Annotated in this window: 25 protein-coding genes; 16 read left to right on the top strand and 9 right to left on the bottom strand. The window is 60.4% G+C overall.

What is annotated here, in order from left to right:
* The first annotated feature begins 32 nt into the window (after positions 1–32).
* The 5 genes from OKW20_RS21665 to OKW20_RS21645 all read left to right on the top strand — a co-directional run bounded on the left by OKW20_RS21665 (position 33) and on the right by OKW20_RS21645 (position 7,654).
* Positions 33–587 (top strand): biliverdin-producing heme oxygenase, encoded by a 555-nt coding sequence (locus tag OKW20_RS21665; RefSeq protein WP_429175162.1) that lies wholly within the window; start codon positions 33–35, stop codon positions 585–587.
* Complete coding sequence (locus OKW20_RS21660; RefSeq protein ID WP_429175160.1) at positions 529–3,135, top strand: HWE histidine kinase domain-containing protein; 2,607 nt, start codon at positions 529–531, stop codon at positions 3,133–3,135. The genes OKW20_RS21665 and OKW20_RS21660 overlap by 59 nt, the downstream gene beginning before the upstream one ends.
* A 24-nt stretch (positions 3,136–3,159) precedes the next feature.
* The gene (locus OKW20_RS21655; protein ID WP_429175157.1) at positions 3,160–5,301 is read left to right on the top strand and encodes a response regulator; all 2,142 of its coding nucleotides are present in this window, start codon (positions 3,160–3,162) and stop codon (positions 5,299–5,301) included.
* A 329-nt stretch (positions 5,302–5,630) separates the two neighbouring features.
* The gene (locus OKW20_RS21650) at positions 5,631–6,263 is read left to right on the top strand and encodes a BA14K family protein (protein ID WP_429175155.1); all 633 of its coding nucleotides are present in this window, start codon (positions 5,631–5,633) and stop codon (positions 6,261–6,263) included.
* A 155-nt stretch (positions 6,264–6,418) separates the two neighbouring features.
* Positions 6,419–7,654: an NAD(P)/FAD-dependent oxidoreductase gene (locus OKW20_RS21645; protein WP_429175152.1), complete on the top strand. Its 1,236-nt coding sequence runs from the start codon at positions 6,419–6,421 to the stop codon at positions 7,652–7,654.
* A gap of 77 nt (positions 7,655–7,731) precedes the next feature.
* On the opposite strand, the gene OKW20_RS21640 is transcribed toward OKW20_RS21645, so the two are convergent.
* The 4 genes from OKW20_RS21640 to OKW20_RS21625 all read right to left on the bottom strand — a co-directional run bounded on the left by OKW20_RS21640 (position 7,732) and on the right by OKW20_RS21625 (position 9,644).
* Positions 7,732–7,938 carry a CsbD family protein gene (locus OKW20_RS21640; protein ID WP_043621574.1) on the bottom strand — a complete coding sequence of 69 codons (207 nt, stop codon included), beginning with the start codon at positions 7,936–7,938 and terminating at the stop codon, positions 7,732–7,734.
* A gap of 353 nt (positions 7,939–8,291) precedes the next feature.
* Positions 8,292–8,891: a general stress protein gene (locus OKW20_RS21635; RefSeq protein ID WP_043621578.1), complete on the bottom strand. Its 600-nt coding sequence runs from the start codon at positions 8,889–8,891 to the stop codon at positions 8,292–8,294.
* A 22-nt stretch (positions 8,892–8,913) separates the two neighbouring features.
* Positions 8,914–9,234 (bottom strand): PepSY domain-containing protein, encoded by a 321-nt coding sequence (locus tag OKW20_RS21630; RefSeq protein WP_429175148.1) that lies wholly within the window; start codon positions 9,232–9,234, stop codon positions 8,914–8,916.
* Positions 9,235–9,392: 158 nt separating this feature from the next.
* On the bottom strand, positions 9,393–9,644 hold the full coding sequence (locus OKW20_RS21625; protein ID WP_043621874.1) for a hypothetical protein: 252 nt from the start codon (positions 9,642–9,644) through the stop codon (positions 9,393–9,395).
* Between the two features lie 182 nt (positions 9,645–9,826).
* Here OKW20_RS21625 and OKW20_RS21620 point away from each other — a divergent pair, with 182 nt between their 5' ends.
* Positions 9,827–10,114, top strand: coding sequence for a putative zinc-binding metallopeptidase (locus tag OKW20_RS21620; RefSeq protein WP_429175146.1), 288 nt, complete (start codon positions 9,827–9,829; stop codon positions 10,112–10,114).
* A gap of 107 nt (positions 10,115–10,221) precedes the next feature.
* Here OKW20_RS21620 and OKW20_RS21615 read toward each other — a convergent pair whose 3' ends face one another.
* The 3 genes from OKW20_RS21615 to OKW20_RS21605 form a co-directional block, all read right to left on the bottom strand.
* Positions 10,222–10,668 carry a pyridoxamine 5'-phosphate oxidase family protein gene (locus OKW20_RS21615; RefSeq protein WP_429175143.1) on the bottom strand — a complete coding sequence of 149 codons (447 nt, stop codon included), beginning with the start codon at positions 10,666–10,668 and terminating at the stop codon, positions 10,222–10,224.
* 85 nt (positions 10,669–10,753) lie between these two features.
* Positions 10,754–11,161, bottom strand: coding sequence for a TIGR02588 family protein (locus OKW20_RS21610; RefSeq protein WP_429175140.1), 408 nt, complete (start codon positions 11,159–11,161; stop codon positions 10,754–10,756).
* Between the two features lie 8 nt (positions 11,162–11,169).
* Positions 11,170–12,027, bottom strand: a complete 858-nt coding sequence (locus OKW20_RS21605; protein WP_429175138.1) for a TIGR02587 family membrane protein — start codon at positions 12,025–12,027, stop codon at positions 11,170–11,172.
* 273 nt (positions 12,028–12,300) lie between these two features.
* Here OKW20_RS21605 and OKW20_RS21600 point away from each other — a divergent pair, with 273 nt between their 5' ends.
* The 7 genes from OKW20_RS21600 (at position 12,301) to OKW20_RS21570 (ending at position 21,824) form a co-directional block, all read left to right on the top strand.
* Positions 12,301–13,326, top strand: a complete 1,026-nt coding sequence (locus OKW20_RS21600; RefSeq protein ID WP_429175136.1) for a PAS domain S-box protein — start codon at positions 12,301–12,303, stop codon at positions 13,324–13,326.
* A 372-nt stretch (positions 13,327–13,698) separates the two neighbouring features.
* Entirely contained in the window at positions 13,699–17,145 is a 3,447-nt protein-coding gene (locus OKW20_RS21595) for a response regulator (RefSeq protein ID WP_429175134.1), read from the top strand.
* On the top strand, positions 17,142–17,981 hold the full coding sequence (locus OKW20_RS21590) for a CheR family methyltransferase (protein ID WP_043621593.1): 840 nt from the start codon (positions 17,142–17,144) through the stop codon (positions 17,979–17,981). Before OKW20_RS21595 ends, OKW20_RS21590 begins: the two co-directional genes overlap by 4 nt.
* Positions 17,978–18,544 (top strand): chemotaxis protein CheB, encoded by a 567-nt coding sequence (locus OKW20_RS21585; protein ID WP_429175130.1) that lies wholly within the window; start codon positions 17,978–17,980, stop codon positions 18,542–18,544. Before OKW20_RS21590 ends, OKW20_RS21585 begins: the two co-directional genes overlap by 4 nt.
* An 8-nt stretch (positions 18,545–18,552) precedes the next feature.
* A complete protein-coding gene (locus OKW20_RS21580; RefSeq protein ID WP_429175127.1) occupies positions 18,553–19,611 on the top strand; it encodes a response regulator in 1,059 nt (352 codons plus the stop codon).
* A gap of 256 nt (positions 19,612–19,867) precedes the next feature.
* Positions 19,868–20,338, top strand: coding sequence for a GNAT family N-acetyltransferase (locus tag OKW20_RS21575; protein ID WP_429175124.1), 471 nt, complete (start codon positions 19,868–19,870; stop codon positions 20,336–20,338).
* A 187-nt stretch (positions 20,339–20,525) separates the two neighbouring features.
* Complete coding sequence (locus OKW20_RS21570) at positions 20,526–21,824, top strand: DUF763 domain-containing protein (protein ID WP_429175121.1); 1,299 nt, start codon at positions 20,526–20,528, stop codon at positions 21,822–21,824.
* Between the two features lie 182 nt (positions 21,825–22,006).
* On the opposite strand, the gene OKW20_RS21565 is transcribed toward OKW20_RS21570, so the two are convergent.
* Both OKW20_RS21565 and OKW20_RS21560 read right to left on the bottom strand, forming a co-directional pair.
* Positions 22,007–23,116, bottom strand: coding sequence for a flavin-containing monooxygenase (locus OKW20_RS21565; protein ID WP_429175118.1), 1,110 nt, complete (start codon positions 23,114–23,116; stop codon positions 22,007–22,009).
* Between the two features lie 241 nt (positions 23,117–23,357).
* Positions 23,358–24,248, bottom strand: coding sequence for an NAD(P)-dependent oxidoreductase (locus OKW20_RS21560; protein ID WP_429175115.1), 891 nt, complete (start codon positions 24,246–24,248; stop codon positions 23,358–23,360).
* A gap of 81 nt (positions 24,249–24,329) precedes the next feature.
* Here OKW20_RS21560 and OKW20_RS21555 point away from each other — a divergent pair, with 81 nt between their 5' ends.
* The 3 genes from OKW20_RS21555 to OKW20_RS21545 all read left to right on the top strand — a co-directional run bounded on the left by OKW20_RS21555 (position 24,330) and on the right by OKW20_RS21545 (position 25,892).
* Entirely contained in the window at positions 24,330–24,887 is a 558-nt protein-coding gene (locus tag OKW20_RS21555; protein ID WP_429175112.1) for a TetR/AcrR family transcriptional regulator, read from the top strand.
* Between the two features lie 161 nt (positions 24,888–25,048).
* Positions 25,049–25,396, top strand: a complete 348-nt coding sequence (locus OKW20_RS21550) for an ArsR/SmtB family transcription factor (protein ID WP_192449000.1) — start codon at positions 25,049–25,051, stop codon at positions 25,394–25,396.
* On the top strand, positions 25,389–25,892 hold the full coding sequence (locus tag OKW20_RS21545) for an SRPBCC family protein (RefSeq protein WP_429175108.1): 504 nt from the start codon (positions 25,389–25,391) through the stop codon (positions 25,890–25,892). The genes OKW20_RS21550 and OKW20_RS21545 overlap by 8 nt, the downstream gene beginning before the upstream one ends.
* Positions 25,893–26,356 lie beyond the last annotated feature (464 nt).

Below are 26,356 nucleotides of genomic sequence, written 5' to 3'. Positions count from 1 at the left end.
CAGGCAGTATCTTAGGACTGGGCGGAGGGTGCATGCGCGGCAATGAACGCGTTGAATTGAGGAGCAGGACGCGGGAAGCGCATCAGCGGGTAGACGCTGCGGTCGGCACGCTTAGCACCCTTGAGGATTATCGTCGCTACGTGGCGCACGTTTTGCCGTTTCGTGTGACAATGGATGAAGCGCTGCGGAACGTCTCCTGGCCTGAAGGCTGGAATTGGCAGCCGTCCGCGGTTGCAGAGTTGCTCGCTCAGGATGCCCGCGATCTCGGCGTGCCGCCGGTCCGCCATGAGCAGCCTGATTTCGATCTTTCCGATCCAAGCGCACTGCTCGGTGCTCTCTATGTGGTGGAAGGGTCGTCTCTCGGTGCGCGGGTGTTGCGTCAAAGGGCGTTGAAGCTTGGGCTCGATGAAACCTTTGGTGCGAGGCACCTTGTTTCGATGGCAAGTGACACGACCCGGTGGCCATCGTTCCTTTCCCTCCTGGAGGGAACACCCAATTATGATGTCGGGCGGTCCGTGGTCGCGGCAAATGCCGTGTTCGCGCTCGCCCTCAGTTGCTTTGAAAGTACGTCCCTTGCCGCCAGCTGAACCCGTAAACCTTGAGACTTGCGACAGGGAGCCCATTCATATTCCCGGCAGCATCCAGCCGCACGGCTGTCTTGTGGCCTGCGACATCGGTTTCACGAGGATCGAGCGGATGTCGGCCAACGCTGCCGAAATGCTCGCCTGGGACGGCGATCTGCTCGGGCGCCAGCTTGCCGACGTGCTCGGTCCGAAACTGTTGCATGATCTGCGCAATGCGCTTGCGGCCGCGGGAGCGGCTTCACGCCCGGCCCTCATGCTCGACGTCGCATTCGGCGACCGCGTGTTCGACATTGCCGTCCATCTGCACAAGTCGGCCGTCATCATCGAATTCGAGCCGGCCCCGTCTATCGGTCAACCCTTGCATATTGCGCGCGAGATGATCGGCCGCATCAAGGACCTTACCGACGTTGACCGTCTCGTGCAGCGCGCGTGCCGGATCGTTGCCGGTACGATTGGCTATGACCGCGTGATGATCTACCGCTTCGAGCAGGACGGATCCGGCAAGGTGGTCAGCGAGGCGAAACGGGCCGACCTTGAAAGTTTTCTCGGCCAGTATTTTCCAGCAAGCGACATCCCGCAGCAGGCGCGTGCGCTCTATCTCAAGAACACCATTCGCGTCATCTCGGACGCAAGCGGCGCCCGCGTCCCCGTCGAGCCGGTCCTGGACGGATCGGGCGAGCCGTTGGACCTCAGTTTCGCGCATCTTCGCAGCGTCTCGCCCATCCATTGCGAATACTTGCGCAATATGGGCGTCGCTGCGTCGATGTCGATTTCGGTTGTCCTGGACGGCCAGCTCTGGGGGTTGATCGCCTGCCATCATTATTCGCCGCGCGCACTGCCGATGGCCCAGCGCGTCGCTCTCGAAGTGTTCGGCGAATTTTTCTCGCTACACCTGAAATCTCTGAAGGAACGGCGTCGTGTGGCGGCCGTCGCCGGCACACGCGAAGCGCTCGACCGCTTTCTCATTCTGTCGTCCCATCACGAGGATGTCGGCGAACTGCTGCGTCAGAGTCTGCGTGAATTCTCACAGCTGCTGGCAAACGACGGTATCGGCGTCATGGTCGACGGCAAATGGGCGGGGATCGGCACCGCTCCGCCGGACGAAGAAAGAGCCGCCCTTCTGGACTTCATCCGCACCGTCAGCGAAGGCCGCGTCTGGGCGACGCACGCCCTGTCTCAGAAATTCCCGGAGGCTTCGGCCTACAGCGAGCGGCTTTCAGGCGTTCTGGCCATTCCCCTTTCGCAGACCGGCTCGGATTGCCTGCTGTTCTTTCGCAAGGAGTTGGTCCAGACCCTCAACTGGGCCGGAAACCCTGAAAAAACCTATGAAGCAGGTCCTCTCGGCGACCGCCTGACGCCGCGCAAGAGCTTTGCGATCTGGAAGGAAACGGTCAAGGCGCAGGCGCAGCCATGGTCGGAGGCCGAACGCGAAATCGCCGAGATCGTCCGGGTCGCAATTGTCGAGGTGGTGCTGCGGCACAACGAGCTGATGGCGGGTGAGCGGCGCAAGTCCGAAGTTCGGCAGCGGATGCTGAACCAGGAGCTGAGCCATCGCGTCAAGAACATCCTCGCTGTCATCAAGTCGCTGGTGACGAGCCCGCAGCAGCACAAGAATTCGCTCGAAGAGTATGTCTCGACCCTGCAAGGTCGCATCGAGGCGCTCGCCGTCGCGCATGACCAGGTGGTGCGCGGCGATGGTGGCGGCATACTCGCTGACCTGCTTGAGGCAGAGCTTCAGCCTTACCGGACAAAGCTGTCGACAATCACGCTCGAAGGTCCTGCCGTCTGGCTCGACAGCCGTGCCTTTTCGGTAATGGCGCTGGTGTTTCACGAGCTGGCGACCAATGCCGCCAAATACGGCGCGCTTTCGGTGACGGCTGGCGAGGTGGAGGTGCGCTGGACGATGACCGGCCAGGATTGCGACGTCTCCTGGCGCGAGCGAAACGGTCCTCTTGTCACTCTCCCGTCGCGCAGAGGCTTCGGCAGCGCGCTCATCGAGCGCAGCGTTCCCTACGATCTTCATGGACGCAGCTCCGTCCGCTTCGTACCATCAGGGCTTGAGGCAGAGTTCAGCATCCCGTCCCCACACGTCAAACTCACCGGGTCAGGTCCGACAATGGCAACATACATGGTCGGCACCGCCGCCCCAGAACAGAGCGGCCTTGTCCGTGCAAACCCCAAGATCATGATCGTCGAGGATCAGATGCTCATCGCGCTTGATCTCGAGGCAATGTTGTCGGACGAGGGGTTCTCGGAGGTCTCGACCGCGAGCTCCGTCCAGCAGGCCATGGCACATATCGAAAGAGCTGCTCCGGAGCTGGCGATCCTCGATATCAATCTCGGTCAGACCAATTCGTTCGGGATCGCCGCCGAGCTCATGCGCAGGGGCATCCCATTCGTGTTTGCGACGGGCTATGGTGAGGGGGCGGATCTGCCGCCGGAACTTGTTGGCGTGTCGATCGTGCGCAAGCCATACAGTCGAAGCGCCATGGTCGGGGCACTTTCACTGCTGTGGGACGAGACCCATCGGGATCCGCGCAAAGCGCAGTGACGCGAGTGAGAAAGACTAAAATCGATGTCCGACATCCAATCGTTGTCTCGCGAGCAACTCGAAGAAGAGATCCTGGGGTTGAGAGCCTTGCTGCAGGACGGTGTCAGCGAGAAGAGGGCTGACGCCGGCGATGATGCGCGCGAGGCACGCTACCGTGCGCTGTTCGAGGCAATTGACGACGGTTTCTGTATTATCGGCTTCATCGACGGACCGCATGGCCCGCTCAGCGACTACGTGCACCTCGAAGCCAATTCCGGCTATGGGCGACACACAGGCATCTCGAACATCGTCGGCAAGCGGCTTCGCGAAATCGAGCCCGATAACGCCGATGTCTGGCTGGATATCTACGGCAGCGTGTTGCGCACTGGCGAACCAGTGCGCTTCGAGCAGGAGTTCCAGTCGGTCGCCAGGCACATCGAGGTTTCTGCCACGCGCATTGAGCCGGAGGGCTTGCGTCAGGTTGCGGTGCTGTTTCGCGACGTGACGCAAAGAAAGAAAGCCGAAGCGGCGTTGCGCGAGAGCGAAAGCTACGCGCGAGACAACGTCCAGCGCGTGCAGATGGCGATGGCGGCAGGTGCGATTATCGGCACGTGGCTCTGGGACGTGCCTTCCGACCGCTTCACCGTCGACGAAGCATTCGCGGCTGCATTTGGGTTCGATCCGGGGCAGGGGCGTTCGGGGCTCAGCCTTGCCGATATCGTCGGCGCCGTTCACCCCGACGACCAGGAACGGGTCACCGCCTCCGTCAAAAACGCCCTGGCAAAAGGCGGAGCCTATGCCCAACAATACCGGACCCGCCGCGAGGACGGGACATATCGCTGGCTCGAGGCGAACGGCCGCGTGGAATGCAGCAGCGACGGTGTTGCGCTCAAATTTCCCGGCGTCCTTATCGATATCGAGGAGCGGCGCGCCGTCGAGGCCGAACGTGACGATGCCCTTGCGGCCCTGCGTACGCTCAACGAGACGCTGGAACAACGGGTAGAGGAACGCACCGCGGCACTGGTTCAGGCTGAAGACGCCCTGCGCCAGGCGCAAAAGATGGAGGCCGTCGGACAACTGACCGGTGGGCTGGCGCACGACTTCAACAACATCCTCGCCGGTATCAGCGGCAGCCTCGACCTGATGAAAACGCGGTTGGCCCAGGGCCGCGTGAGTGAAATCGATCGCTACGTGACGGGCGCACAAGGAGCGGTGAAACGGGCCGCCGGCCTAACCCAACGCCTCCTTGCTTTTTCCCGCAGGCAGACGCTCGATCCCAAGCCGTCGGACATCAATCGCATCGTTGCGGGCATGCAGGACTTGATCAGTCGCAGCGTCGGCCCTGGGGTAGCGGTCGAAACGGTCGGAGCCGGAGGACTGTGGACGGCCTTCGTCGATGTCGGCCAGCTCGAGAACGCTCTGCTCAATCTTTGCATCAATGCCCGCGACGCGATGCCGGATGGTGGACGCTTGACGATCGAGACCGGCAATCGGTGGCTCGACGAACGCGCGGCGGCCCAACGGGGATTGCCGCCGGGGCAATATGTTTCCCTGTGCGTCAGCGACACCGGAACGGGCATGTCGCCCGATGTGGTCGCCCGCGCCTTTGATCCGTTCTTCACGACGAAGCCGATCGGCCAGGGTACAGGGCTCGGCCTTTCCATGGTCTACGGATTTGCCGGCCAGTCCGGTGGTGCCGTGCGCATCTATTCCGAGGTGGGCAAGGGCACGATGATCTGCATCTATTTGCCCCGCCACGCGGCCGAAGACCATAGCTCCGACATGCCAGTCGAAGCGGGGCCCGCGCCTGCGGCGTCCGGCGTGCACACCATCCTGGTCGTGGACGACGAGCCCCTGGTCAGGATGGTCGCGGTCGAAATCCTCGAAGAGCTGGGATACGAGGTGCTGGAGGCGAGCGACGGTCCTTCCGCCCTCAAGATACTGGACGCACGCCCCACCATCGATCTTCTGGTTACCGACGTCGGGCTGCCGAATGGCATGAACGGACGGCAGCTTGCCGATGCGGTGCGCGCCCAGCGTCCCGGTCTTAACGTGCTCTTCGTCACAGGGTACGCGGAGAACGCAGTGCTCAACCACGGGCACCTCGACCATGGTATGGAAGTGGTCACGAAACCCTTCACTGCTGATGTGCTGGCGCGGCGGGTTGAAAGCTTGATCCGCCAATAAAAGCGGACCTGGCGCGCCAGGGGTCCTTGCATTTCACCGGTGGACCGCCGACTGCGCGCAGTTGGCTGACGAGGCCGCCTTGCAATCGCCAAGTCCGCGCTTCTCGGGCTTTCAAAGCGCTCGATCAGCCCCATTCTGGTCAAGCTGCGCCCTTGGTCTGAATTTCATCCGACGAACGACGGAAGCGGGAACAAAAAATCAGCCTCGGCATTTAGCTGTCGGCGACCACGGTCGCCGCGGCATGGCGTTTTCGTTGGAAATTCAATCGCTTTTCCGATTTTGCGCCAATACCAACAGGCATTCCCAATGGCGGACGGAGGGGCAAGACCATGAAAGCGATCGGATCGCTGGCATTTGGCATCGCGTTGTCGGTTTGCGCCAGCGCCGGGGCTGCATCGGTGGCCTCACTCGTGCTGGCGGAGCCCACCGAACGTCCTCTGCTCAAGGCGGCTTCCGCTCCAGACCTTTGGACTGCAACGCCGGTGCGGATCGATCGGAGCCAGCAGAGCTACGAGCGTTTGCCGCCCGCCTATTCCAGCTACGTTACGAACCCTGTTTCAGTGAAGCTGACGTCGCGGCGTCTGGGAACCACCGCTCCAATATGGGCGGCCTCTCGTGCCGGCCTCTCGACCGCCCACCTCGATTGGTGCTCGAGCCGCTACAAGTCCTATGACCCAGAAACCAACGCGTACCGTGCGTATGGCGGGCAAACGCGAGCGTGCCGGTCACCCTACGCGGCCGGCCATCCGACGAGCGAAAGCCGGACGGCGCAAATCAATCGGCGGTTTGTGGGCTACGCGACGGCCGATCTGCGCATAGCATCGTGCGCCCGCTATCAGTCGTATCGCGCCGCTGACAACTCCTACCAGCCATACAGCGGTCCTCGCAGGCCTTGCCTGCATCCATCCCAAGATGCGCTTCTCGAAGCGAGCAACGGCGTATGGTCCGTGTCGGGGAGATGAGCGGCCCGCGCTGTTATCTGCGGCACGAACCCTTGTCGGCGGGGCTCCTCTCTTCCGGGCGTCGCGACGCCTGCGGCATGCAAGGGATCCGGAAATGTACCAGGCCCAAAGCGGAATGAGGCGCATTCGTCCGGCTATCCGCCATCTAACGGAACATGGAGACGCCCCAGTTGGAGAAGATCACACGAAAGCGCAAACTGCGGGCCAACCGGCCACTGTGGTCCAACACGCCTCATATCAAGGTTGCCGCGCAAAGTCGGATCTGCGCTGACAACGTCGATGTGCTGATCGTCGGCGCGGGCATCGGTGGCGCGCTCATGGCGTTGGCCCTTGCCAAGCGAAACATGAAAATACTCGTCGTCGACCGTCGCGGGCCGGCGAAGGGCAGTACCTTGGCAAGCACCGCGATGATCCAGCACGAGATCGATGTGCCGCTCCACCGGCTCACCACGATGATTGGACAGGGCAAGGCGCGGCGGGCTTGGCAACGCTCGGCAAAGGCGGTGGAAACACTGATCACGCTTGTCGACACTCTCGGGATCGACTGTCGCCTTGAAAGGAAGAAGTCTCTCTATTTGTCCGGCAATGCCTATGGTGCCCGAGCGCTTCGCCTAGAAGCCGACGCGCGGCAGACCGCCGGCATTTCAGCAAGGTTTCTCAAGTCCGCTTGCTTGCGCGACGAGTTCGGTCTCAGTCGGACCGCGGCAATCGAGTCCGATGTTTCTGCGGCCGCCAATCCGGCGCAATTGACAGCCGGATTGTGGCATAAAGTGCAGGATGACGGCGTCTCGCTCGTTGCCGATACCGAAATCACGGATGTTCGCAGCGTTGGCGAATGGAACGCTGTCGCGACCTCGAACGGTGAAATCATACAGGCCAGGCACGTTGTGTTTTGCACCGGCTACGAGTTTCTCGACGCCGTGGCCGACCAAGGCCACCGCATGGTATCCACCTGGGCTCTTGCGACCAAGCCGCATCACCCGCGGCCTGACTGGCTCAAGAACCATGTCGTTTGGGAGGCATCCGATCCCTACCTCTATTTTCGCTCGACGATGGATGGTCGTCTGATTGTTGGCGGGGAGGACGAAGAAAGTGACACGGCCTTTGCCGACCCTTCAAAGCTTAAGTCGAAATCCAAGACCTTGTGCGCAAAGCTGTCGGCTCTCCTGGACGTCGAAATTGGCGAACCGGACTACCTTTGGGCTGCGCCCTTTGGCACGACCGCTGACGGCTTGCCGATCATCGGAGCCGTTCCAGGTTTCAACAATGTCTATGCTGTGATGGGTTACGGGGGAAATGGCATCACCTACAGCCAGATCGCTGCCGAGATCGTGTCGTCAGCTATTCTGGGCCACCGCGATCCGGACAGCGAACTGTTCGCTTTTCGCTGAGTTCGACGCCGGACCCCAAATCAAAAAGGCCGCCGGAATGGCGACCTTTGAAAGCTAAAGCAAGAGCGCATCTTGGCTCAATGGAAACGCTGGTTTGAATACCAGTCGTCGATGTCTTTCTTTGCCTGATCCTTGGCATATCCATAGCGCTCCTGGATCTTGCCTTCGAGCTGCTCACGCTTGCCGTTGATCTGGTCGAGGTCGTCGTCGGTCAGTTTTCCCCACTGCTCCTTGACCTTGCCCTTGATCTGCTTCCAGTTTCCTTCGACACGGTTCCAATCCATCGAGGACACTCCATTGTTGTTTCAGGTACATTTCTGGAACGAGTGAACCTCGCACTTGTTCCGTTTTTTTGTCGAAGTTGTCGTGGCAAAGCGGTGGATTCGGTCGACGAGGCCCGATCGGCGAGATGGTTGATAAAATGCTGCGGCCAGGCCGCAGATGCTGCGCGCAAACACGGCATCTGGGGCGGGGATTCGTGCCTGGGTGGTGCTCGATCTTTATCACGGGGAGTAAATCGGGAGAGGGGGCCCGAGGAAGAACAAAGTGCCTTCGGCCGACAAAGTTATCCGTTGCCAGCGGACCATGCTGGCAACGGAGGAGTTTAACACACCGAGAAGATATCCAGAAAAAGGCGTCAGAGCCTGTAGCGGCGGCGTTCTTCTTCGACCTCGTCGGCCGTGTAGGGGGCGAGCGTCGGGTCAAAGCGGCGCCAGCCTTGTTCGGCATAGGACGCTCGGCGCTGCACCGGGTCGACCCAGCTACCGCGCCGCAGGATCGCTTCCGCATCCGCCTGGAGCGCGTCGTCGACCCGTGCCGTGACGACGGCGCCACCGCGGCGTACGCCCTCGGCATAGACATGGGCGTGTTCTTCCGAAACGCCCGAATCCGTCATCGCACCGATGATGCCGCCGGCGGCACCACCGGCAACCGCGCCGGCGGCCGCACCGGCTGCCGTCGCGGCAAGCCAACCAGCTGCGACCACCGGCCCGACACCCGGAATGGCCATGACCCCGAGACCGGTCAACAGGCCACCAATGCCCCCGACCGCAGCGCCGACACCGGCGCCCGTGCCGGCGCCTTCGGCAGCATTGCTGTCTTTTTCGCTGCCATAGCGATCGCCGACGTTGTTGGAAACAATGCTGATGTCGTCGGAGGGAATGCCGCGATCTTCAAGCGCCGACACAGCGGCGCGGGCGTCGGCATAGTCGTCAAAAAGTCCACTAACGGTTTTCATTGGGATTTCCTCGCTTTTGGAATTAGTTGGCTACAATGTTGCCCTGGTAGTCGAGGGCGAGTTGCACGGACTTGCCGTCCTTCGATGCGGTCGCGCGCCAGACGCCCTTGTCGTCGAGCTTGAGCTCCGTCACATCGCTGTAGCCGGCCTTTGTGAGCCGTTCCTTTGCCTGCGCTTCGGTAAAGCTGTTGGCGCCGGCGACGGGAGCCGTCGGGTTGGTCGTGTCGGGCGTGGCAACCGCAGGCGTATCGCCATTCGCGGTGGCGGGAGGCGTTGCAGTCTGCGCGAACGCGCCAACCGTCGATGCGCCGAGGAAGACCGCGGCGAGCAGCAATTTTTTCATGATCTGGTTCCTTGTTCGTGGCCTTCCCGGCCAAGGCGTCTCGATTTGCGGGGACTTAAGGTCCGAGGGGCAAAACCGATTGCGCCCGAATTCATTTCGACTGGCGGTCGGCGGGACCACTGCGCCTTGGCGCAGTGAGAACCCGTCCGATCGGAATGCTACATGGCGTCCATGCCCTTGATGGCATTGTCGAGATGCGACGTGCACTTCTCCATGTCGTTCGCCATCATGGCATCCCTCGCCATGGTCAATTCCTTCGTGGACTCGATCTTCTTAGCCCCGTCGGAAATCTGTGCGACCTGTTGTTCAGCCTTGGCGATCGAGGCTTCGTCGCAGACGACCTTCTGCTGTGCGAGGACCGGGCTGGCGAACGCCGCGACGAGGGCGAGAGTAACAATCGGTTTCAGCATTGTGATCTTCTCCATGGGCCGATACGACACCGGCCTTCACGGCGATTGAACGGCAGAACGAGCCGATCTGTTCCCTCTTCGGGGCGCCGAAAAACGAAGTTTTTTCAAGGAACTTCCACGCGTTTTCGGCGTTTAATGCGCGCGCAGCTGTTTTGCCCGATCGATGGAAGAACGTCTGCCAGATGGGCGCCTCTGGACGATGCGCGCCGCCACGATGGCCTTTATCGACGCCTTGGGCGGCGCGAGTGGACGTGAGATATGGGCCTCTACCTGCCAACTGGCAAGACAGCTTTATTTCCGCCTACGCAAGCAGTGATCCATTTGAAGAAATTGCAAAAAGCCCGGCGCACTTGTTTCACATCGTCGACGCGGCAATTGGTCCTTGGGTTCCGGTGGATCTCGCTTCCAACGCCCTCCTAGGACCATGGGCAAGCGCGCTCCGTTCGTCCTGTTGTCGCCGGTCGTCGTGAAGTTGGACTTTATCGATCGGCTGATTGCTCAGGCGCGCGGGGCCGGCATTGCCGGGTCGTGGTCGTTGTGGCGCGGGTATCGATTTCGCACCCGGCGATCGATCTGCCTAAGGGCCATCTGGCCGGACATCGATGTTGCCCGCCTCTTCGCCGTCCCAATAGCTGATTTTCGAGGCGTGAACCTTGATCATCAAAAGGCCTGGCGTGTCGACGCCCTGTGGAAACCACCTCTCAAGTTCGGATATCCAATGCTCGGTGAATGTCGTCTTGTCGTCCACGAGCGATGCGCGACCTTCGATGGCAATGAAAATGCCGGGCTTGCCGAGCAGGCTCGGGCGAGCGGTGTACGTCAGTCCAACGTTCGGGTCGGACATGATTTCCGTGATCTTGCGCGATTGCGCGTCGCAGAAGAACCATGTGTCGCCCGCATACTCCACGTCGCCGTTGTTGCTCATAGGACGGCTGGCGATCGTTCCGTCCGCCTTTTTTGTCGACAGCATCCCGAAGTCGATGTTTTTCAGCTGATCTGAGATGTCGTTTAGCGTCAAAGTCATTGCCTTGCTCCCATTGGCTGATTCCAGGTTCTAACTGCCACGGCACAAACAGGTTCCTTGATGCCAAGCCGACGCGCTCCGATCGCTATGGTTCGCTGAAGCCGGTTGCGAAAAGACGGGACCTGCCCGCCGGGTCGTTGCGAAAGATCAGCCCGCCTCGCGCCGTCGATCGCGCCGGCACATAGTCGAGTGTGGTTTCGACGGTCTCTATGATGGTGTTTTGATCCGTGATTTCGCCGCGCACGACGACGGCGGCCGCCGTTCGGTCGGCTGCATTGTTCACATCGAACATGACCAGATATCTGCCAGCACGCCCCGCGCTGTTGACGATGGTCACCGAGAGATCCGGAGGGCTGTCATCCTGTGTTGCTGCCTGATATGCGATCCAGCCAACAAGCGTCATGACCAGGATCGCGGACACCGCACCGGTCGCCCATTCGATCCAATGCGCCTTGCGATTTTCAACGGAGCCTGGTTTGGGGGACTTCGCCATCACATCACCTAGAGGATGAGCCGCGCGGCCGCCGCGCCGATTGCGCTCGGGAAGGCGAGAACCGTCGTGGCGACAATCGCCTGGGTTTGCTCAAGGCCGTCGAGCCGATGAAACGTCCACAGGCAATAGAGGCTGATCGCAAACGCGATGACGTAGCCCGGCATTGTGAAGCGGATAAGCGCATGCCAGCCCGGCGTGGTCTCATCGAGTTCATGGCCGCCTATGAAGGACAAGGCGTAGACGAAGCCATGCATCAGCAGGATCGACGCCAATATTGCGGCAATGGCGTGCCACAGTGACATCTTGAAGGATATCAGGATCATTTCTTCGGTTGGGGCGACGTTGAGACCGAGAAACAGAGCCCCGACGACCATCATGAAAAGTTCGCCGCCGTAGCCATCCCCCCGGGTTTCGCCGATCGGATCCTTCTCGTCCTCGCTGCCTTCGGTTCGTGTCCCCAGTTCGCTGCGGCCAAGCAAGGCGCCGATGCTGGCCGGGACCGCCTGGATAGTGATCATTCCAAGCACTTCCGGCAGTGCCTGGCCGATCTTTAGAACGCCAATGATGAAAAGAACAAAGGCACTCGCCCCGACACCAAGGCAGTATGCAATGCTCGCGTCTCGCAGCGCTTCGCCCCACGTCGATACATTTTCAAAGCCGATCCGACGCGCAAGGAGGACGAGCAGCGGAATGTTGGCCAGAAGCAGGACCAGCAGCCGGCCGCGGTCGATGTAGAGCCCGAGTTCCCACATTTCCATCGTCAGGAACATGGGCAGCGCAAAAAGCAGCGCGCCGGCAAAGCCCCGTGCCAGGCCTTTCGCGAAGCGGCCATGGTCAAAATCGGCCCGCGTCCTGCCCTTTGTCATCTTTCCCTCTCAAGGCTGCTGTCGGCCTCGCAAGAACGCTGCAGCATTTCCTGTTGGCAGAGGTAACGTCGAGAGCCAGCGCCAAGTTCCTGATGCGCCGGCTTGCTCATGCACCCCCGGATACCGGCGGTTCCCTGCGTGCATCGATCAACTGCACCGCGATCGAGCCGAGCCGTCCGCACTGGGCATTGGAACAATAACAACGTCCACGTCTTTCCACCGGGTTGGTAGCCCTTTGAAAAGGGAATGTTCGTGAAGTTGGAGCAGTAAGCGATGCCCTTGGGTTCTTTCGACAAGGAGGGGAGTGAAGATATCTTGCGGGCGAGGCTTGCAGCCATTGTGGAGTCGTCCTTCGACGCCATCGTCAGCAAGGATCTCGATGGTACTGTGCGAACCTGGAACGGCGCTGCTGAGCGCATGTTCGGTTATCCGGCCGAGGAAATGGTCGGGCAATCAATCCTGACGATCATCCCCTCTCATCTTCACGGTGAAGAGAGAGAGTTGCTGCAGCGCCTGCGCAAGGGTGAGCGGATTGAACCGTTCGAGACCGTCAGGCAACGCAAGGACGGCAGCTACATAACCGTTTCGCTGACGATCTCCCCGATCCGCAACGCCAAAGGCCGCATCATCGGAGCCTCCAAGGTTGCCCGTGACATCACGGCGGCAAAGGACCGCGAAAGGCGAATTCGCCTGCTCCTGCGGGAGGTCAATCACCGAGTCAAGAACCACTATGCCATCATTCTTTCGATGATCAGGCAAAGCAGGAGCGAAGACACGGAACCTGCGGTCTTCCAGAAGGACCTTGAGAACCGCATCTGGGCCCTTTCGGCATCCCACGACCTGATCGCATCGGCGGATTGGCAAGCAACGGATCTGAGAGGCCTGGTCGAAAAGCAGATCGCGGCGTTTCATGCCGAAGCGTTCTGTCGGATCTCTGGCCCAGGGATAGCACTTGCGCCGGCTGCAATCGAAAATCTTGGGATGGCGATCCACGAGTTGGCCTTGCACTCATCAAAGGGTGGCGTGTTGCGGATCGGCGACGGCACGATTTCGATCACCTGGGCGCTGGCAACGTCTCCAGCGGGCCTTGCCTTCTCAATGATTTGGGATGAGCACCTTGGCTCGAAAGGTCGCGACTACCAGTTGCCGCACTCAGGGTTTGGCGCGGTCGTGCTGAAGAGGACCGTACCGCAAGCCCTAAACGCAAAGGTAGAGTCCGCCCACGGAGATGGATTTGCCCGCTGGCGATTGGTCGGGCCCGCGGAACGCTTCCTGGAGGTGCCACGCGTTTCTTTGTGAAGCCGCTGCGGTGACAGCCGTGAGGTGTCACCAAAATGTGACATGTGACGCCTGCGGACAATAACGTGGTGGCCCGGAGATGGAAAAAGAATGAGGGAGCCATAGTTAGAGCTCGCAAGTCCCGCATTGCGCGGTTTCAAGGGGGAGGTTTCTGGGCAGATGGGTGAACAAACGGCCTTTTGTTTCAAAAGTTTGTACGCATCGGTGGGCAGTCCTGATATTGCAATATAGAAGCGGTGCGAACCCGTATGGACTGGTTGGATTCGGGCTTCGGCAGGAACCGCCACTGCACGGATGGTCTTTCAATCAGCAATGCAACGTCCGCAAACGGCCGCTGTTCCCCTCAGCAATTGCTTTTTCCCCGGAGTCTGAATGTCCGCGACCGCAACCAGAAGACCGAGCTTGAGTTCGCGCTCATTCCGCGCGCTTTTGGGCCTGGAACCGGGCGTGGCCCTCGGCCTGGCAGGCACCCTCATCTTTTTTGTCGCAAGTAGCGTCGTTGCCTATCTCAACCTGGAGGCGCTGCAGCGAGGCAACGAGAGGATCGTGCAAACGCACGTGGCCATTGTCTCTCTCGACGAACTGCTGTCGCTTGTTCAGGATGCCGAGACGGGACAGCGTGGCTTTTTGTTGACGAATAGCGGCGGCTATCTTGCTCCCTACAACGCCGCAGTTCGCGCCATCCGGCCGAAGCTCGATCAGATCGGCCAGTTGACGGCCGCCAATCCGGGTCAGAGCCAGCGGCTCGTCGCCCTCCGGCAACATGTGGACGCCAAACTTGCAGAACTTGGCGAAACCATTGACGTCAGACGGGCCAAAGGTCTGGACGCAGCGATCGCGATGGTGAATTCCGATCGCGGTAAGATCGAAATGGATGCCGTGCGCGCGCAAGTCGCGGCAATATCGGGCGCAGAGCTGGAAGTGCGCCTTGATCGGCTGGCTGAAATGGAAAGCGCGCAGAAGACGGCGCGCCTCAGCACTCTGCTTTCTGCTCTTCTCGGAATTGCCTTGACCGCAGCAATCGCCCTCCTCATTCGCAAGGCCACGATCGCCCGGCGCAGGGATGAGTGGCTTCAGGCCGGTCAGGTTGGGTTGGCATCGGCGATGATGGGTGATCAGTCGATCGAGCAGCTGGGCAACAGTATTCTCGACTTCCTGGCGCCGTATGCCGGCGCCATTGCCGGAGCGCTCTTTACTCGCGGTGATGGTTCGTTCCGGCGGGCTTGTGTCCGTGGCGTTCCGCCCGAGGCGAACCTGCCGATGACGGTTCGGCCCCGCGAAGGTCTCCTGGGTCAAGCGGTTGCGGAAGGGGGCTCAATCGTGGTCGACGATGTCCCGGATGGTTACCTGGCCTTCGGTTCTGGGCTTGGGATGGACAAACCACGCCATCTCGCGATCCAGACGGGAAAGGTCGACGGTTCAGTAAATTCGGTGATCGAGCTCGGCTTTCTTGCGCCGATCGACGAGACCATCGTCACCCTTCTTGATCGCGCGTCGGAGGCAATCGCGATTGCCGTGAAGTCAGCGGCCTATCGCGGCCAGCTCCACAATCTGCTGGAGGAAACGCAACGGCAGTCCGAGGAACTGCAGACGCAAAGCGAGGAGCTGCGCGTTTCCAACGAGGAGCTCGAGGAACAGGGGCGGGCGCTGAAGGAATCTCAGGCGCACCTTGAGCAGCAGCAGATTGAACTTGAGCAGAACAATGCTCAGCTGGAAACACAAGCCCAGCGGCTTGAGGTTCAGCGCGACGAGCTGGAGCGCGCGAACGTATCGATATCGGCCAAGGCGAAGGAACTAGAGCAGGCAAGCCGATACAAATCCGACTTCCTTGCCAATATGTCCCATGAGTTGCGCACGCCACTCAACTCTTCTTTGATATTGGCCAAGCTGCTTGCGGACAATCCAGACGAAAACCTGACCCAGGAGCAGGTGAAGTTCGCCAAGACGATCCAATCCTCGGGCAATGATCTCTTGAACCTGATCAACGATATTCTCGATCTCTCCAAGATCGAGGCCGGGCATGTGGAAATCCGGCCGGAAACCGTGTCGCTCGAGCGATTAGCCGGCAACCTGCGCCAGGTGTTTCTGCCGTTGGCGACCGAGAAGAAACTCGGGTTCTCCGTTGAACTTGCTGAGGAATGCCCCGTCAGCATCGAAACCGATCCGTTGCGGCTCGAACAGATCCTCAAGAATTTGATTTCAAACGCGATCAAGTTCACCGAGGCAGGCAAGGTCACCTTGTCGATCGGGCCTGCGGGCGACGGCAAGATCAGCTTCCGCGTCAGCGACACCGGGATCGGGATTGCGCAGGAACACCAGAATGCGATCTTTGACGCGTTTCATCAGGCCGATGGCACGATCAGTCGCAAGTATGGCGGCACCGGCCTCGGCCTTTCCATATCTCGGCAATTGGCGCGGCTGTTGGGAGGAGCGATCACGCTTGATAGCCAGGTGGGCAAGGGTAGCATCTTCGCCTTCTCGATCGCTGAGCGATACGAGCCAGCCAAGCAAACGCCTCTTGAACCACGCACGCTTTCGCTCCCGACGGTGGGCACCGCCTCAAAGGTGCCTGCAGCAACGCCAGTGCCGATCCGCCGGATCGATGACGACCGCGACGTTCTGAGCGATACCAGACGTGTGTTGCTGGTCATCGAAGATGACGACACTTTTGCTGCTATCGTTCGCGACCTGTCGAGGGAAATGGGGTTCCAGGCAATTGTTGCTGCAACGGCCGAAGAGGCACTCTCACTTGCCAAGGAGTTCATGCCAAGCGCCATCGTGCTCGATATCGGGCTGCCGGACCAATCGGGCCTGGCCGTGCTTGACCGGTTGAAGCATGATGTCTTGACCCGTCATATCCCCATCCATGTCGTGTCGGGCAGCGATCATGCCGAGAGTGCCTACTCTCTCGGGGCCGCCGGCTATGCCATCAAGCCCGTCAATCGAGAGGAACTGCTGAAAGTTCTGCAGAAACTCGAGGCGCGGTTTACGAAACAGATGCATCGCGTCCTGGTCGTCGAGGACGATCCGGTTCAGCGCGAAGCGGTGGCAAAACTGATTGGCACCCAGGACGTCGAGACGGTGACCGCCAGCACCGCCGCCGAATGCCTTGACCTCCTGAAGCACCAGACTTTCGACTGCATGGTGCTTGACCTGTCGTTGCCTGACGCGTCCGGCTATTCGTTGCTGGAGACGTTGAGTTCGCAGAGCGCCTATGCCTTCCCGCCTGTCATCGTTTACACCGGACGCGAACTCTCGGCGGATGATGAACAGAAGTTGAGGCGATACTCGAAGTCAATCATCATCAAGGGGGCGAAATCCCCCGAGCGGCTGCTCGATGAAGTGAGCCTGTTCCTGCATCAGGTGATATCGGAACTGCCGGACGAGCAGCAAAAGATGATCCGCAAGGCGCGAAACCGCGATGCGCTGCTGGAGGGCCGTCGCATCCTCGTGGTGGAAGACGATATCCGAAACGTCTACGCGCTGACCAACATTCTTGAACCGCGCGGCGCGATCGTCGAGATCGCGCGCAACGGGCGCGAGGCGCTGGACGCCCTCGAAAAAGCGTCATCTGACCCAGGGCGCCCCATCGAACTCGTGTTGATGGACGTCATGATGCCCGTTATGGATGGGTTGGTCGCAACCGCCGAGATTCGAAGGAACCCGGCTTGGAGGAAGTTGCCGATCATTGCGCTGACAGCCAAGGCGATGCCGGACGATCAGGAGCGCTGCATCGAAGCTGGCGCGAATGATTACATGGCCAAGCCGCTGGACGTCGACAGACTGCTGTCGCTGGTGCGCGTATGGATGCCCAAATGACCGAAGCCGCCGCGGTTGAAAAGGTGGAAGACATCGAAATCCGGCTGCTGCTGGAAGCGCTGTTTCTCAAATACCACTACGACTTTCGCAACTATGCGTTGGCGTCGATCAAGCGACGGCTGAAGAAGGCCCGCGAACAACTGGGGTTCGAAACTTTCTCGGCGATGCAGGAGGCACTTCTGCACGATCAGGCAATGCTGCCGCAATTGCTGCGCTTTCTGACGGTTCAGGTAAGCGAGATGTTTCGTGACCCCAGTTACTTCCAGGCGATCCGGGAAAAGGTCGTTCCCCATTTGAAGACCTACCCTTCCTTGAAGGTGTGGATTGCTGGCTGCAGCAGCGGCGAGGAGCTTTACTCGCTGGTTATCCTGTTTCGGGAAGAAGGCCTCGAAGATCGAACGATCTTTTATGCCACTGACATCAGTCATGAAGCGCTGGAGGCGGCCGAGGCGGGCGTCTATGCGCTCGATAGGATACAGCTTTTCACCGAGAACCATCGAAAATCCGGCGGAAAGTCATCGTTGTCGGACTATTATCAGGCGGCGTACGGCAAGGCGCTGTTCGATAAGACCTTGCGCCGCAACGTCGTGTTTTCGGACCACAGCCTGGTGACCGACGCTGTTTTTGCAGAAATGCACCTCATATCGTGCCGCAACGTCATGATCTACTTCGACCGCGCGCTCCAGGACCGAGCCGTGGGTCTTTTCAAGGACTCGCTCGCCCGCAAAGGTTTCCTTGGGCTCGGCGCCAAAGAGAACCTGCGATTTTCGCTTCATGCCGATGCGTTCACGGATTTCGTGCGTGAGGAGAAAATCTACCAAAGGCGTGCCGAATGACGCCCGCAAGAGCCCAAGCGGTGATCATTGGCGCTTCGGCCGGGGCCGTCGAAGCGCTTTCGGCCATCCTGCCGGCGCTGCCGCGCAGCTTCGCGCTGCCCGTGATCGTGGTCGTTCACATTCCATCGGACAGACCGAGCCTTATGGTCGACCTGTTCCGTGCAAAGTGCCTGTTGCCTGTCGAAGAGGCCGAGGACAAGCAGTCGCTCGAGGCCGGCACGATCTATTTTGCGCCGCCGGACTATCATCTGCTCGTGGAAACGGACGGCAACCTGTCCCTCTCTTCGGATGAGCCTGTCCTCTTTTCCCGCCCGTCGATCGACATACTTTTCGAAAGTGCTGCCGATGCATTCGGGCCGGCTCTCGTCGCGATTGTCCTGACCGGTGCCAATCGTGATGGGGCGGATGGCCTGGCGGCAGTCTATGAAGCAGGCGGGACGGCGATCGTGCAAAACCCTGAAGGCGCTCACGCTCGCGCCATGCCGGAAGCCGCAATCCAGTCTTGCCCGAGCGCTCTTATCCTGACGCTCGATGCCATTGCCGAATACTTGAAAGAGGTCTGAGAATAATTATGGAGCCCGTCCCGTTTCTACTGGTCGATGACCTCGAGGAAAACCTCCTGTCGCTGGAGGCACTGCTTCGCCGCGACGATCGCCTCCTCATGAAAGCGCGGTCCGGTGATCAGGCGCTTGAGATCCTGCTTCGACAAGACGTAGCGCTCGCGCTCGTCGATGTTCAGATGCCGGGTCTCGACGGTTTCGAACTTGCCGAGCTGATGCGCGGCAACGAACGCACGCGGCACATTCCCATCATTTTCGTGACGGCCGGTATCGCAGACGGCCAACGCCGATTTCGCGGCTACGAAGCTGGCGCGGTGGACTTCATTCAAAAGCCGATTGAACCGGACGTCCTGGCCAGCAAAGTCAACGTGTTCTTCGAACTCTACCGGCAGCGGCAGCAACTTGCCGCCCAACGAGATGAACTCGCTGCCCAGGCGCAGGCGCTCAAACAGGCAGCGGAGCACAAGGATATTCTGCTGCGGGAAATCAATCACCGGATCAAGAACCTGTTCAGCCTCACCGCCGGGTTGATCTCGGTCAGTGCCAGGCAAGCCGAAACCGTCTCCGATCTCGAGGCTGATCTACGGTCGCGGCTGCACGCGCTGTCTCGCGCTCACGAGCTTACACTGCCCGAGCTTGTTCGGGAGGACAATCGTGCAGAGATTGCGACGACGGTTGTAGCCCTGTTGAAGGCAATCGTCGCACCACACGACCACGCTCACGGCTCTCGCGTCATGATATCGGGATCGGACGCTCCGCTCGGCGACAAGGCACTGACGTCCCTTGCGCTCCTTCTGCACGAGCTGACCACCAACGCTGTCAAATATGGCGCCCTTTCCGTCCCCACGGGGCAACTGACCATCGACGTTTCGACCATCGACGAGGAACTTCACGTCAAGTGGAGTGAACACGGCTCACATCCGTTGTCCGAGAGTTCCGAAAGGACGGGATTTGGCACGACGCTGGAGAAAGCGGCCGTTCTAGGGCTGAACGGATCGCTGGTGCGAAATTGGCGGGCCGACGGACTTTGTCTGGCGCTTCGCATACCGCTGACAAACCTCAACAACTGAGATCTGCATCGCCTCGTTGCCGGGCTGCGTATGCCTTTCGGAAAGTCGCGACCGGCGAGGGGCAGCAACGCGTTGTCGTTTCGACTGGGATCGAGTAGCGTCGCGTTCAACCGCAGGAGAGAAGGCCTATGATTGCCGTCGAGTTGTTCCCAAAATCGTTGGCCGCAGCGGTGCGTGCGTTGATGTCGTCGGTTCGGCATAGTTAAACGCGCTCACTGTTCGGCTTTGGACACCTGACAGATCAGAAAGCCGAAAAATGCTCATCGAAGCAATTGATGATGATTTCATCGCGATGCCTGGAGGCGTCGTGCGCGAAGGCCTGTACCTTGCCGCAGATACTGTGATCGCTCCGCCAGAGGTGATGGAAATGCTGCGCAACCTCGCTTTCGAAACAAGGCGAAGTTTTGCCCCGTCGGCCTGGTGGATCGTGCATGATGGCGAGATCGTTGGTCTTTGCTCTGTGATACGGGTTTCGCCCGAAGGCGATCTCCATGTCGGTTACGGGGTCGCGCCAAGTTGCCAAGGCCGCGGTTTTGCGACCAAGGGTGTGCGCCAGTTGCTTGAATGGGCGTTGCATGATCCGCGGGTCACGCACGTCTCGGCAGAAACGGGCACGGAAAACGTGGCCTCTCAGCGCGTACTTGAAAGCAATGGCTTCCTGCGTACGGGGGAGCGCATTGATGCCGATGATGGTCGCGTGATCTGCTGGCAAATCCAGGTAGCTTGAGGCAAACGGGTGACGCTCCAGGGGAATCTCCTGGAGCGTCACGCCCGATAAGGTCTCAGCGTTTGTTCTCGCTACCGCCAGTTCGAAGTGCTGCGTTCAGGGGCATTCGTGTTCTGATTTCCGCCGGCTGGAACATTCACAGAACTTTACTCTGTCGCAACGCCTGTAAGCGGCCTATAAGACACAAATGGTTCAGCGAGCTGGAAGTGCAGATCTCCCTCTTCATGGCGGCAGGGTTCCTCCTTGGCTCGGAGACCGCATGACGAAGCTCGGGACGATCATCGCCGAAGCCATCGTCATCGAATATGGCCGTGACGAGTTTCTGCGCCGGCTGGCCCATCCTTTCTGGTTCCAGTCCTTCGGCTGCGTCATAGGCATGGATTGGCACTCTTCCGGCATCACGACCAGCGTGATCGGCGCTCTCAAGCGTGGCCTGGCTTCTCGTTCCAGGGATCTCGGGATAAGCGTCTGCGGTGGCCGCGGGCGGCATTCGCGGCAGACGCCTGACGAACTGATTGCCATCGGCAACCGCGTCGGCTTCGATGGTGCCGGGCTTGCTGCCACCAGCCGGCTTGTTGCAAAAGTCGACAGTGCGGCTGTCCAGGATGGCTTCGATCTCTACCTGCACGGCTTCATCGTTGCCGATGACGGCAAATGGGTGGTGGTGCAGCAGGGCATGAACGGCGATAAACGCCAGGCCCGGCGCTATCACTGGTTCTCCGAGGGCGTTTCGAGTTTCGTCGACTCTCCCCATGCCGCGATCGAAGGAAAAGGGCAGGGGGAAATCGTCAATCTCGCAGACAAGCGGGCCGCCGCCTCGCGCAATGGGCAGCTTGACCTTTTGGCGTCGCTTGGGCCGGACCGAATTGTCCGGGAAGTCGTTGCTCTGGATCCAAAGGGAAGGTCGACAAAGGTTGATCAGCCTTTGCTCCCACATCTCGTGATGCCGGCGCACCACGATGTGCGGGAGGAAAACGTCAACATGCGACGGCTGCATGCGACACTTTCTGCGGCCGCCGATCGCGGTCCCGAAGATTTCGAGCAGCTGCTGATGGTTCCGGGCGTCGGTGCCCGCACGGTCAACGCGCTCGCGATGGTGGCGGAGGTCGTCCACGGCGCCCCTTGCCGTTTCGCCGACCCGGCGCGGTTTTCGCTTGCCCATGGCGGCAAGGATCGCCATCCGTTTCCCGTGCCGCTCAAGGTCTATGACCACACGATTGCGGTCATGCGATCGGCAGTGACGAAGGCGCGGCTGGGACTTGGCGAGGAGCTGGAGGCTCTGAGGCGTTTGGACGACCAGGCACGGCAGCTCGAGAGATACGCCACTGGCCCGGACCTTAAGGAAATCGTTGCGGGAGAGTTTCACCGTTCGCCCGAATGGGGCGGCCGCAGCGTGTTTGGATTTGAGAAAACAGAGGGACCGGCGAGCGAGCCGAAGCAACTGGATCCGACATACCGGCGAGATGGCCGCCGTCAAACACGCTGAACGTCGCTTTGCCGGCATCGACAATTTCGTCGGCGTTTCCAAAATCGATTGGCGCGCGTGTCCTTTCGACTTCGGAGTCGATGGATGATGCCACGCGAGCGCTGGTCTTGGGCGCGGCTAGGCCAGCCGGGTGGCCCGCCTCATTTGCGCACATGTTCCACCATCGCATACATTCGCAGCAGTTACCGTACGCGGCTTCGCCGCTCGATGTCGGCGGTCACCGCGGCCGCTTCTCGGCCGATTTCCCGGAGCAGGCCGGTGACTGGATTGTGGAAGCCGACGAGATAGAGGCCGAGTTCGGCGGACTGCCGCGTGACGCCGCTTTTTCCGGGGTGAAGGTTCGCAGGCAGAAATTTCTCGAAACTTGGCCGGTAGCCGGTGGCAAGGATGACGCTGTCGAACTCTGCCTGTCTGCCAGAAACAAAGATGGCGCCGCGCTCGGTGAAACGCGTGATGGCAGGTGCCACCTTGATGCTGCCGGACTTGATCGCTGCAACAGTGCCGACATCGATGACCGGGATGTGTCCGGCAGCGACCTGCTCAAGGATGCCATGCTTGGGCCTGATGATGCCGAATTCTTCAGGCTTTCCCAGCGCAAAGTCGAGAATGATCGGGAAAAACGCGTCGTTCACCGCTCGCGGCAGCAACCGGGTGGCCATTGCAACCATCTGGATCGGTACGCCGAAGAGCTGTCGCGGCACAATGTGGACGCCGTTGCGTACCGACAGGGTCGGCCGGGCGCCGAGCTCGGCAAGGTCGAGCGCAATCTCGGCGCCGGTGTTGCCCATGCCGATCACCAGTACCGATTGGCCAATGAAGGGGGTGGCATCGGCATAGTCAGCGCTATGCAACAGGCTGCCGGCGAAGGTCCCCATTTCGGGCAGATTGGGAACTATGGGCTCGGCATTGTTGCCGCTGGCGATGACGACGTGGCGAGCGGACACGGTTTTCGTGCCGGTCTCGACCAGATAGTTACCGTTCTCGCGGCGGATGGAATTGACCGTCTCGCCGAAGTGCGGCCGGAGCTCGAAACGCGCGGCGTAGGCGTCGAGATACTCGACCATCTTTTCGCGCGGCACGTAGCGCGGATAGTTCTCCGGGAATGGCATGTGCGGCAACGAGGAGAACGCCTTGACCGTATGCAGGTGGAGGCGCCGATAATGACGTCGCCAGGCCGGCGCGATCTCGCGCGCCTTCTCAAGGATAATGAAATCGAGACCCGCCCGTGTCAGGCAGGCGCCGACCGCGAGGCCCGCGGGCCCGGCGCCGACGATCACAACATTGGTGTTCACGCGAAGGCCACTCCCACCAACGAAGATTATTTCGGCAAAGGCTGGAGAACAAGTGGCAGGTCGCCGCCTTTAGGAGCTTTCGGTCGATGCGCCCTGATCGCGAGCCGTCAACTGTGACGGGGCGCATCACAGGATGGCATCATAGACATTGCCAGTCGCGGACGCAGCCGGGCAGGTAAGGGGAGGAGGCCCTGATCACTCGCCCTCATGTCTCGATTGGCCACCGGCTAGCTCGCATTCGCTACGCGTCGCGGTGGCTATTGCATGTGGGCCGGATGACCTTGATCACTGCGCCATGCTGTTGGGCGCCCGCGCCGGCATCCTGGGCCTGCTGAAAGATGTCGGTCGCCAGCCGTGGAAACGCGTTGCTGATCCCGGTACGCTCGGCATATTCGGCGAGCCAGCGGAGGTCGGCGGAAATCGTCTTGATGGTAGCCTCGGCGCTGTCGAAGCGGTTTTCGGTCATGGCCTTGCCCATCCTCAGCATGTCGTCAGCAAACATTGGCGCGATCTCAGCCATCATGTCGCCAAACACGGCCGGATCGATGCCTTCTGCTTCGCATACAGCGGCACCGTGGGCAAAGCCGAGCCAGTGTCCGGCAAAGTACGCGAGGCCCGCATTGGCCAGCGTCGCCGGGTGGCCAATGTTCGTACCTGCATAGTTGATGTTGCCGGCCAGTGTCCTGAGCAAGGGCTCAGCGGCGGCAAACGCTTTCTCGGAACCGGCGACTGTGATTGCGGCCTCCGGACCGCCGATCTGGCGTGGCCAGGCAGCGATGGCGCCGTCGACATAACGCGCGCCGTGATCTCTGATCCAGCCATCGAACGAGCGGGCATGGTCAGGTGTGCCGGAGCTGAGCTGGATCACCAATTTTCCCTCGAGCGCTTCCCGGGCTACGGGTTCGTCGAGGAGCGACAGTGTTGCCGCATAATCCGAGAGGCAGATCACGGTCACCGGACTGGCTTCTAATGCCTCGGCGACTGTGTCGGCAGCCGTCGCGCCGAGTGCAACCAGCGGAGGAGCCTTCGACATGTTGCGGTTCCAGATCGTTACGCCCTTGCCGGCACCGACCAGGGCCCGCGCCAACGCGCTGCCCATTTCTCCGAGCCCCACTACGCTGACATCGCTCATCACGCATTCCTTCCTTGATTTTAGTTCCTACAAAATGTAACTTACAAAATGTAGAAAACATGTGGGGCGAGAATGGCAAAGATGCCCAAGGATCAGCGGCGTGAGCAGTTGATCGATTTGGCGATGGAGATCGTCCGGGACAGGGGTGCGGACGAACTGACCCTTGCGACACTGGCTGCGCGCGCCGGCGTCAGCCGTCCCGTCACCTATGAGCATTTTGCCACGCGGCCGGGTTTGTTGCTGGCCCTGTTCCAGCGCCTCGAAGACAATTACGCTGAAAAACTGCGACAGGCTCTTGCCGCGGCTCCCGGGGATTTGCAGGCGTTGGCCGACGTGATGAGCCGCGCATATTTCAACTGTCTCGCCGATGTCGGTGCCGAGGCACCAGCCATCTCGGCGGCACTCAAAGGCACCGACGAGATGGCGGCGCAACAACGAGCCATGATCGATGAATACGTGCAAATCATGTGCGGAGCGCTGCGCGTTCACTCCAGCCTCACAGATGAGCAGCTTAGCCTGCGCTGTGTCGGTATCTTGGGCGCAGCCGAAGCGATGGCAGGCGAAGCCCGAACGGTGCAGACACTGGCAGATGAAGCGGTTTCCGCATTGAGTGCGATGATCGTTGGAAGCGTCGTTTAGTGCACGTCGTCGGGCATTCGGCCCAGTCTCGGCCCTACGAGGCAAGCCAGCGCAAGATTTCGCGCCTGCTGTGGCGCCCCTTATCGGGCGGAAGCGTCAAACACGCGGACGCGCTCCGAGACGCTTGCGCTTCGCGCGTCGGTAGGCTAAAACTGAACTGAATGGTTCAGTATATAGGTTCCCCTCTCGATCTTTCGTTCGCGGCGCTATCCGACGCGACCCGCCGCGGGATCATCGATCAGCTTGGGCGAGGGGAGGCGTCGATCACCAGTCTCGCGGACCAGTTCCACATGACGCTGACCGGCATGAAGAAGCACGTCCAGGTTCTCGAGCGGGCCGGCCTCGTCGTCACGCAAAAGGTCGGGCGGGTGAGAACCTGCAAGCTTGGGAAGGACGGTCTTCAGGCGGAGGCCGAGTGGATCGAGGCGCACCGCAAGCTCTTTGAGGCTCGCTTCGAGGCACTGGACGAAATCATCGACGAACTGAAACGGGAGGTAGGCGATGAATGAGCAAGTTAACGACGCAGCTGGCGCGCAGAACCGTACGTCGGTCGAGCGCAAAGGGGACCGTGAACTCGTCGTAACGCGGACATTTGATGCGTCACCGAGCACGGTTTTCAGGGCATGGAGCCAGCCTGAATTGTTCCAGCGCTGGTGGGTGCCGAAGTCGGCACCCGGCATCTTGCTCGTCTCGTGCGAAATGGACGTGCGTACCGGCGGCAAATATCGACTGGAATTCGGCGCCGGCGGTTCGGGCACCATGGCCTTCTACGGCAAGTATCTCGAGGTGGTGCCGAACGAGCGCATCGTCTGGACCAACGATGAGGGCGAAGAAGGTGCGGTCACAACCGTAACCTTTAAGGGTCAGGGCGAGAAAACGCTGCTGACATTCCACGAGATCTATCCTTCGAAGGAAGCGCTCGAGGAAGCTTTACAGGGCTCGGCGACCGCATTGCCGGAGCAGATGGAGCAGCTCGACGCATTGCTTTCTGAACGAGGAGAGTAGCACAGGTCCATTCGCCTCGGTGGAGGATTGCTGGACGGCCTCAATCAGCCTTTAACGCCGGCGCGGAGGCACAAGCCCCGTCCAAGGATAAAGAAATGGCGGTCTGCTTCGTATCTGAGGGGCGGTCATCCACGCATGCCCGCCAATCTAACCGATCGTCGAAACGGGGCCGCTCGTGGGGAAGTGTAATTCCAATCAGCTAGATACACTTCTATCGGGCGAGTTGCGCTCATTTGGCGCCATTGTAACCTGAAATCGTGCGATTGCGGCAGGCGACGACCCCTGTTGCGGCAGCATGTAGTCCAACTGGAGCCTCTTCGTTATCAGAAGAGGCCCCTTTTTGGAGCGCGTGGCGGAGTTCAGTCAACTTAGGGGGCGCGGCGACGATCCGCGGCGTCTTGATGGGTGACCGAGCGGAACGAATTCGTATGCGACAGCAAGCATAGGCTCTGGCGCGATGACGG

This window comes from Ensifer sp. LBL (genome assembly GCF_050435225.1).
Lineage (GTDB): Bacteria > Pseudomonadota > Alphaproteobacteria > Rhizobiales > Rhizobiaceae > Ensifer.
This window is presented reverse-complemented; position numbering and strand designations above follow the sequence as displayed.

Excerpts from the sequence above, each read along its gene's own strand:
- OKW20_RS21590 (WP_043621593.1), top strand. The coding sequence starts at position 17,142 with ATGACCGAAGCCGCCGCGGTTGAAAAGGTGGAAGACATCGAAATCCGG.
- OKW20_RS21650 (WP_429175155.1), top strand. The coding sequence starts at position 5,631 with ATGAAAGCGATCGGATCGCTGGCATTTGGCATCGCGTTGTCGGTTTGC.
- OKW20_RS21660 (WP_429175160.1), top strand. The coding sequence starts at position 529 with ATGCCGTGTTCGCGCTCGCCCTCAGTTGCTTTGAAAGTACGTCCCTTG.
- OKW20_RS21655 (WP_429175157.1), top strand. The coding sequence starts at position 3,160 with ATGTCCGACATCCAATCGTTGTCTCGCGAGCAACTCGAAGAAGAGATC.
- OKW20_RS21635 (WP_043621578.1), bottom strand. The coding sequence starts at position 8,891 with ATGAAAACCGTTAGTGGACTTTTTGACGACTATGCCGACGCCCGCGCC.
- OKW20_RS21575 (WP_429175124.1), top strand. The coding sequence starts at position 19,868 with ATGCTCATCGAAGCAATTGATGATGATTTCATCGCGATGCCTGGAGGC.
- OKW20_RS21595 (WP_429175134.1), top strand. The coding sequence starts at position 13,699 with ATGTCCGCGACCGCAACCAGAAGACCGAGCTTGAGTTCGCGCTCATTC.
- OKW20_RS21625 (WP_043621874.1), bottom strand. The coding sequence starts at position 9,644 with ATGCTGAAACCGATTGTTACTCTCGCCCTCGTCGCGGCGTTCGCCAGC.
- OKW20_RS21645 (WP_429175152.1), top strand. The coding sequence starts at position 6,419 with ATGGAGACGCCCCAGTTGGAGAAGATCACACGAAAGCGCAAACTGCGG.
- OKW20_RS21620 (WP_429175146.1), top strand. The coding sequence starts at position 9,827 with ATGGGCGCCTCTGGACGATGCGCGCCGCCACGATGGCCTTTATCGACG.
- OKW20_RS21600 (WP_429175136.1), top strand. The coding sequence starts at position 12,301 with ATGCCCTTGGGTTCTTTCGACAAGGAGGGGAGTGAAGATATCTTGCGG.
- OKW20_RS21615 (WP_429175143.1), bottom strand. The coding sequence starts at position 10,668 with ATGACTTTGACGCTAAACGACATCTCAGATCAGCTGAAAAACATCGAC.
- OKW20_RS21585 (WP_429175130.1), top strand. The coding sequence starts at position 17,978 with ATGACGCCCGCAAGAGCCCAAGCGGTGATCATTGGCGCTTCGGCCGGG.
- OKW20_RS21640 (WP_043621574.1), bottom strand. The coding sequence starts at position 7,938 with ATGGATTGGAACCGTGTCGAAGGAAACTGGAAGCAGATCAAGGGCAAG.
- OKW20_RS21580 (WP_429175127.1), top strand. The coding sequence starts at position 18,553 with ATGGAGCCCGTCCCGTTTCTACTGGTCGATGACCTCGAGGAAAACCTC.
- OKW20_RS21665 (WP_429175162.1), top strand. The coding sequence starts at position 33 with ATGCGCGGCAATGAACGCGTTGAATTGAGGAGCAGGACGCGGGAAGCG.
- OKW20_RS21555 (WP_429175112.1), top strand. The coding sequence starts at position 24,330 with ATGCCCAAGGATCAGCGGCGTGAGCAGTTGATCGATTTGGCGATGGAG.
- OKW20_RS21550 (WP_192449000.1), top strand. The coding sequence starts at position 25,049 with ATGGTTCAGTATATAGGTTCCCCTCTCGATCTTTCGTTCGCGGCGCTA.
- OKW20_RS21570 (WP_429175121.1), top strand. The coding sequence starts at position 20,526 with ATGGTTCAGCGAGCTGGAAGTGCAGATCTCCCTCTTCATGGCGGCAGG.
- OKW20_RS21560 (WP_429175115.1), bottom strand. The coding sequence starts at position 24,248 with ATGAGCGATGTCAGCGTAGTGGGGCTCGGAGAAATGGGCAGCGCGTTG.
- OKW20_RS21630 (WP_429175148.1), bottom strand. The coding sequence starts at position 9,234 with ATGAAAAAATTGCTGCTCGCCGCGGTCTTCCTCGGCGCATCGACGGTT.
- OKW20_RS21605 (WP_429175138.1), bottom strand. The coding sequence starts at position 12,027 with ATGACAAAGGGCAGGACGCGGGCCGATTTTGACCATGGCCGCTTCGCG.
- OKW20_RS21610 (WP_429175140.1), bottom strand. The coding sequence starts at position 11,161 with ATGGCGAAGTCCCCCAAACCAGGCTCCGTTGAAAATCGCAAGGCGCAT.
- OKW20_RS21545 (WP_429175108.1), top strand. The coding sequence starts at position 25,389 with ATGAATGAGCAAGTTAACGACGCAGCTGGCGCGCAGAACCGTACGTCG.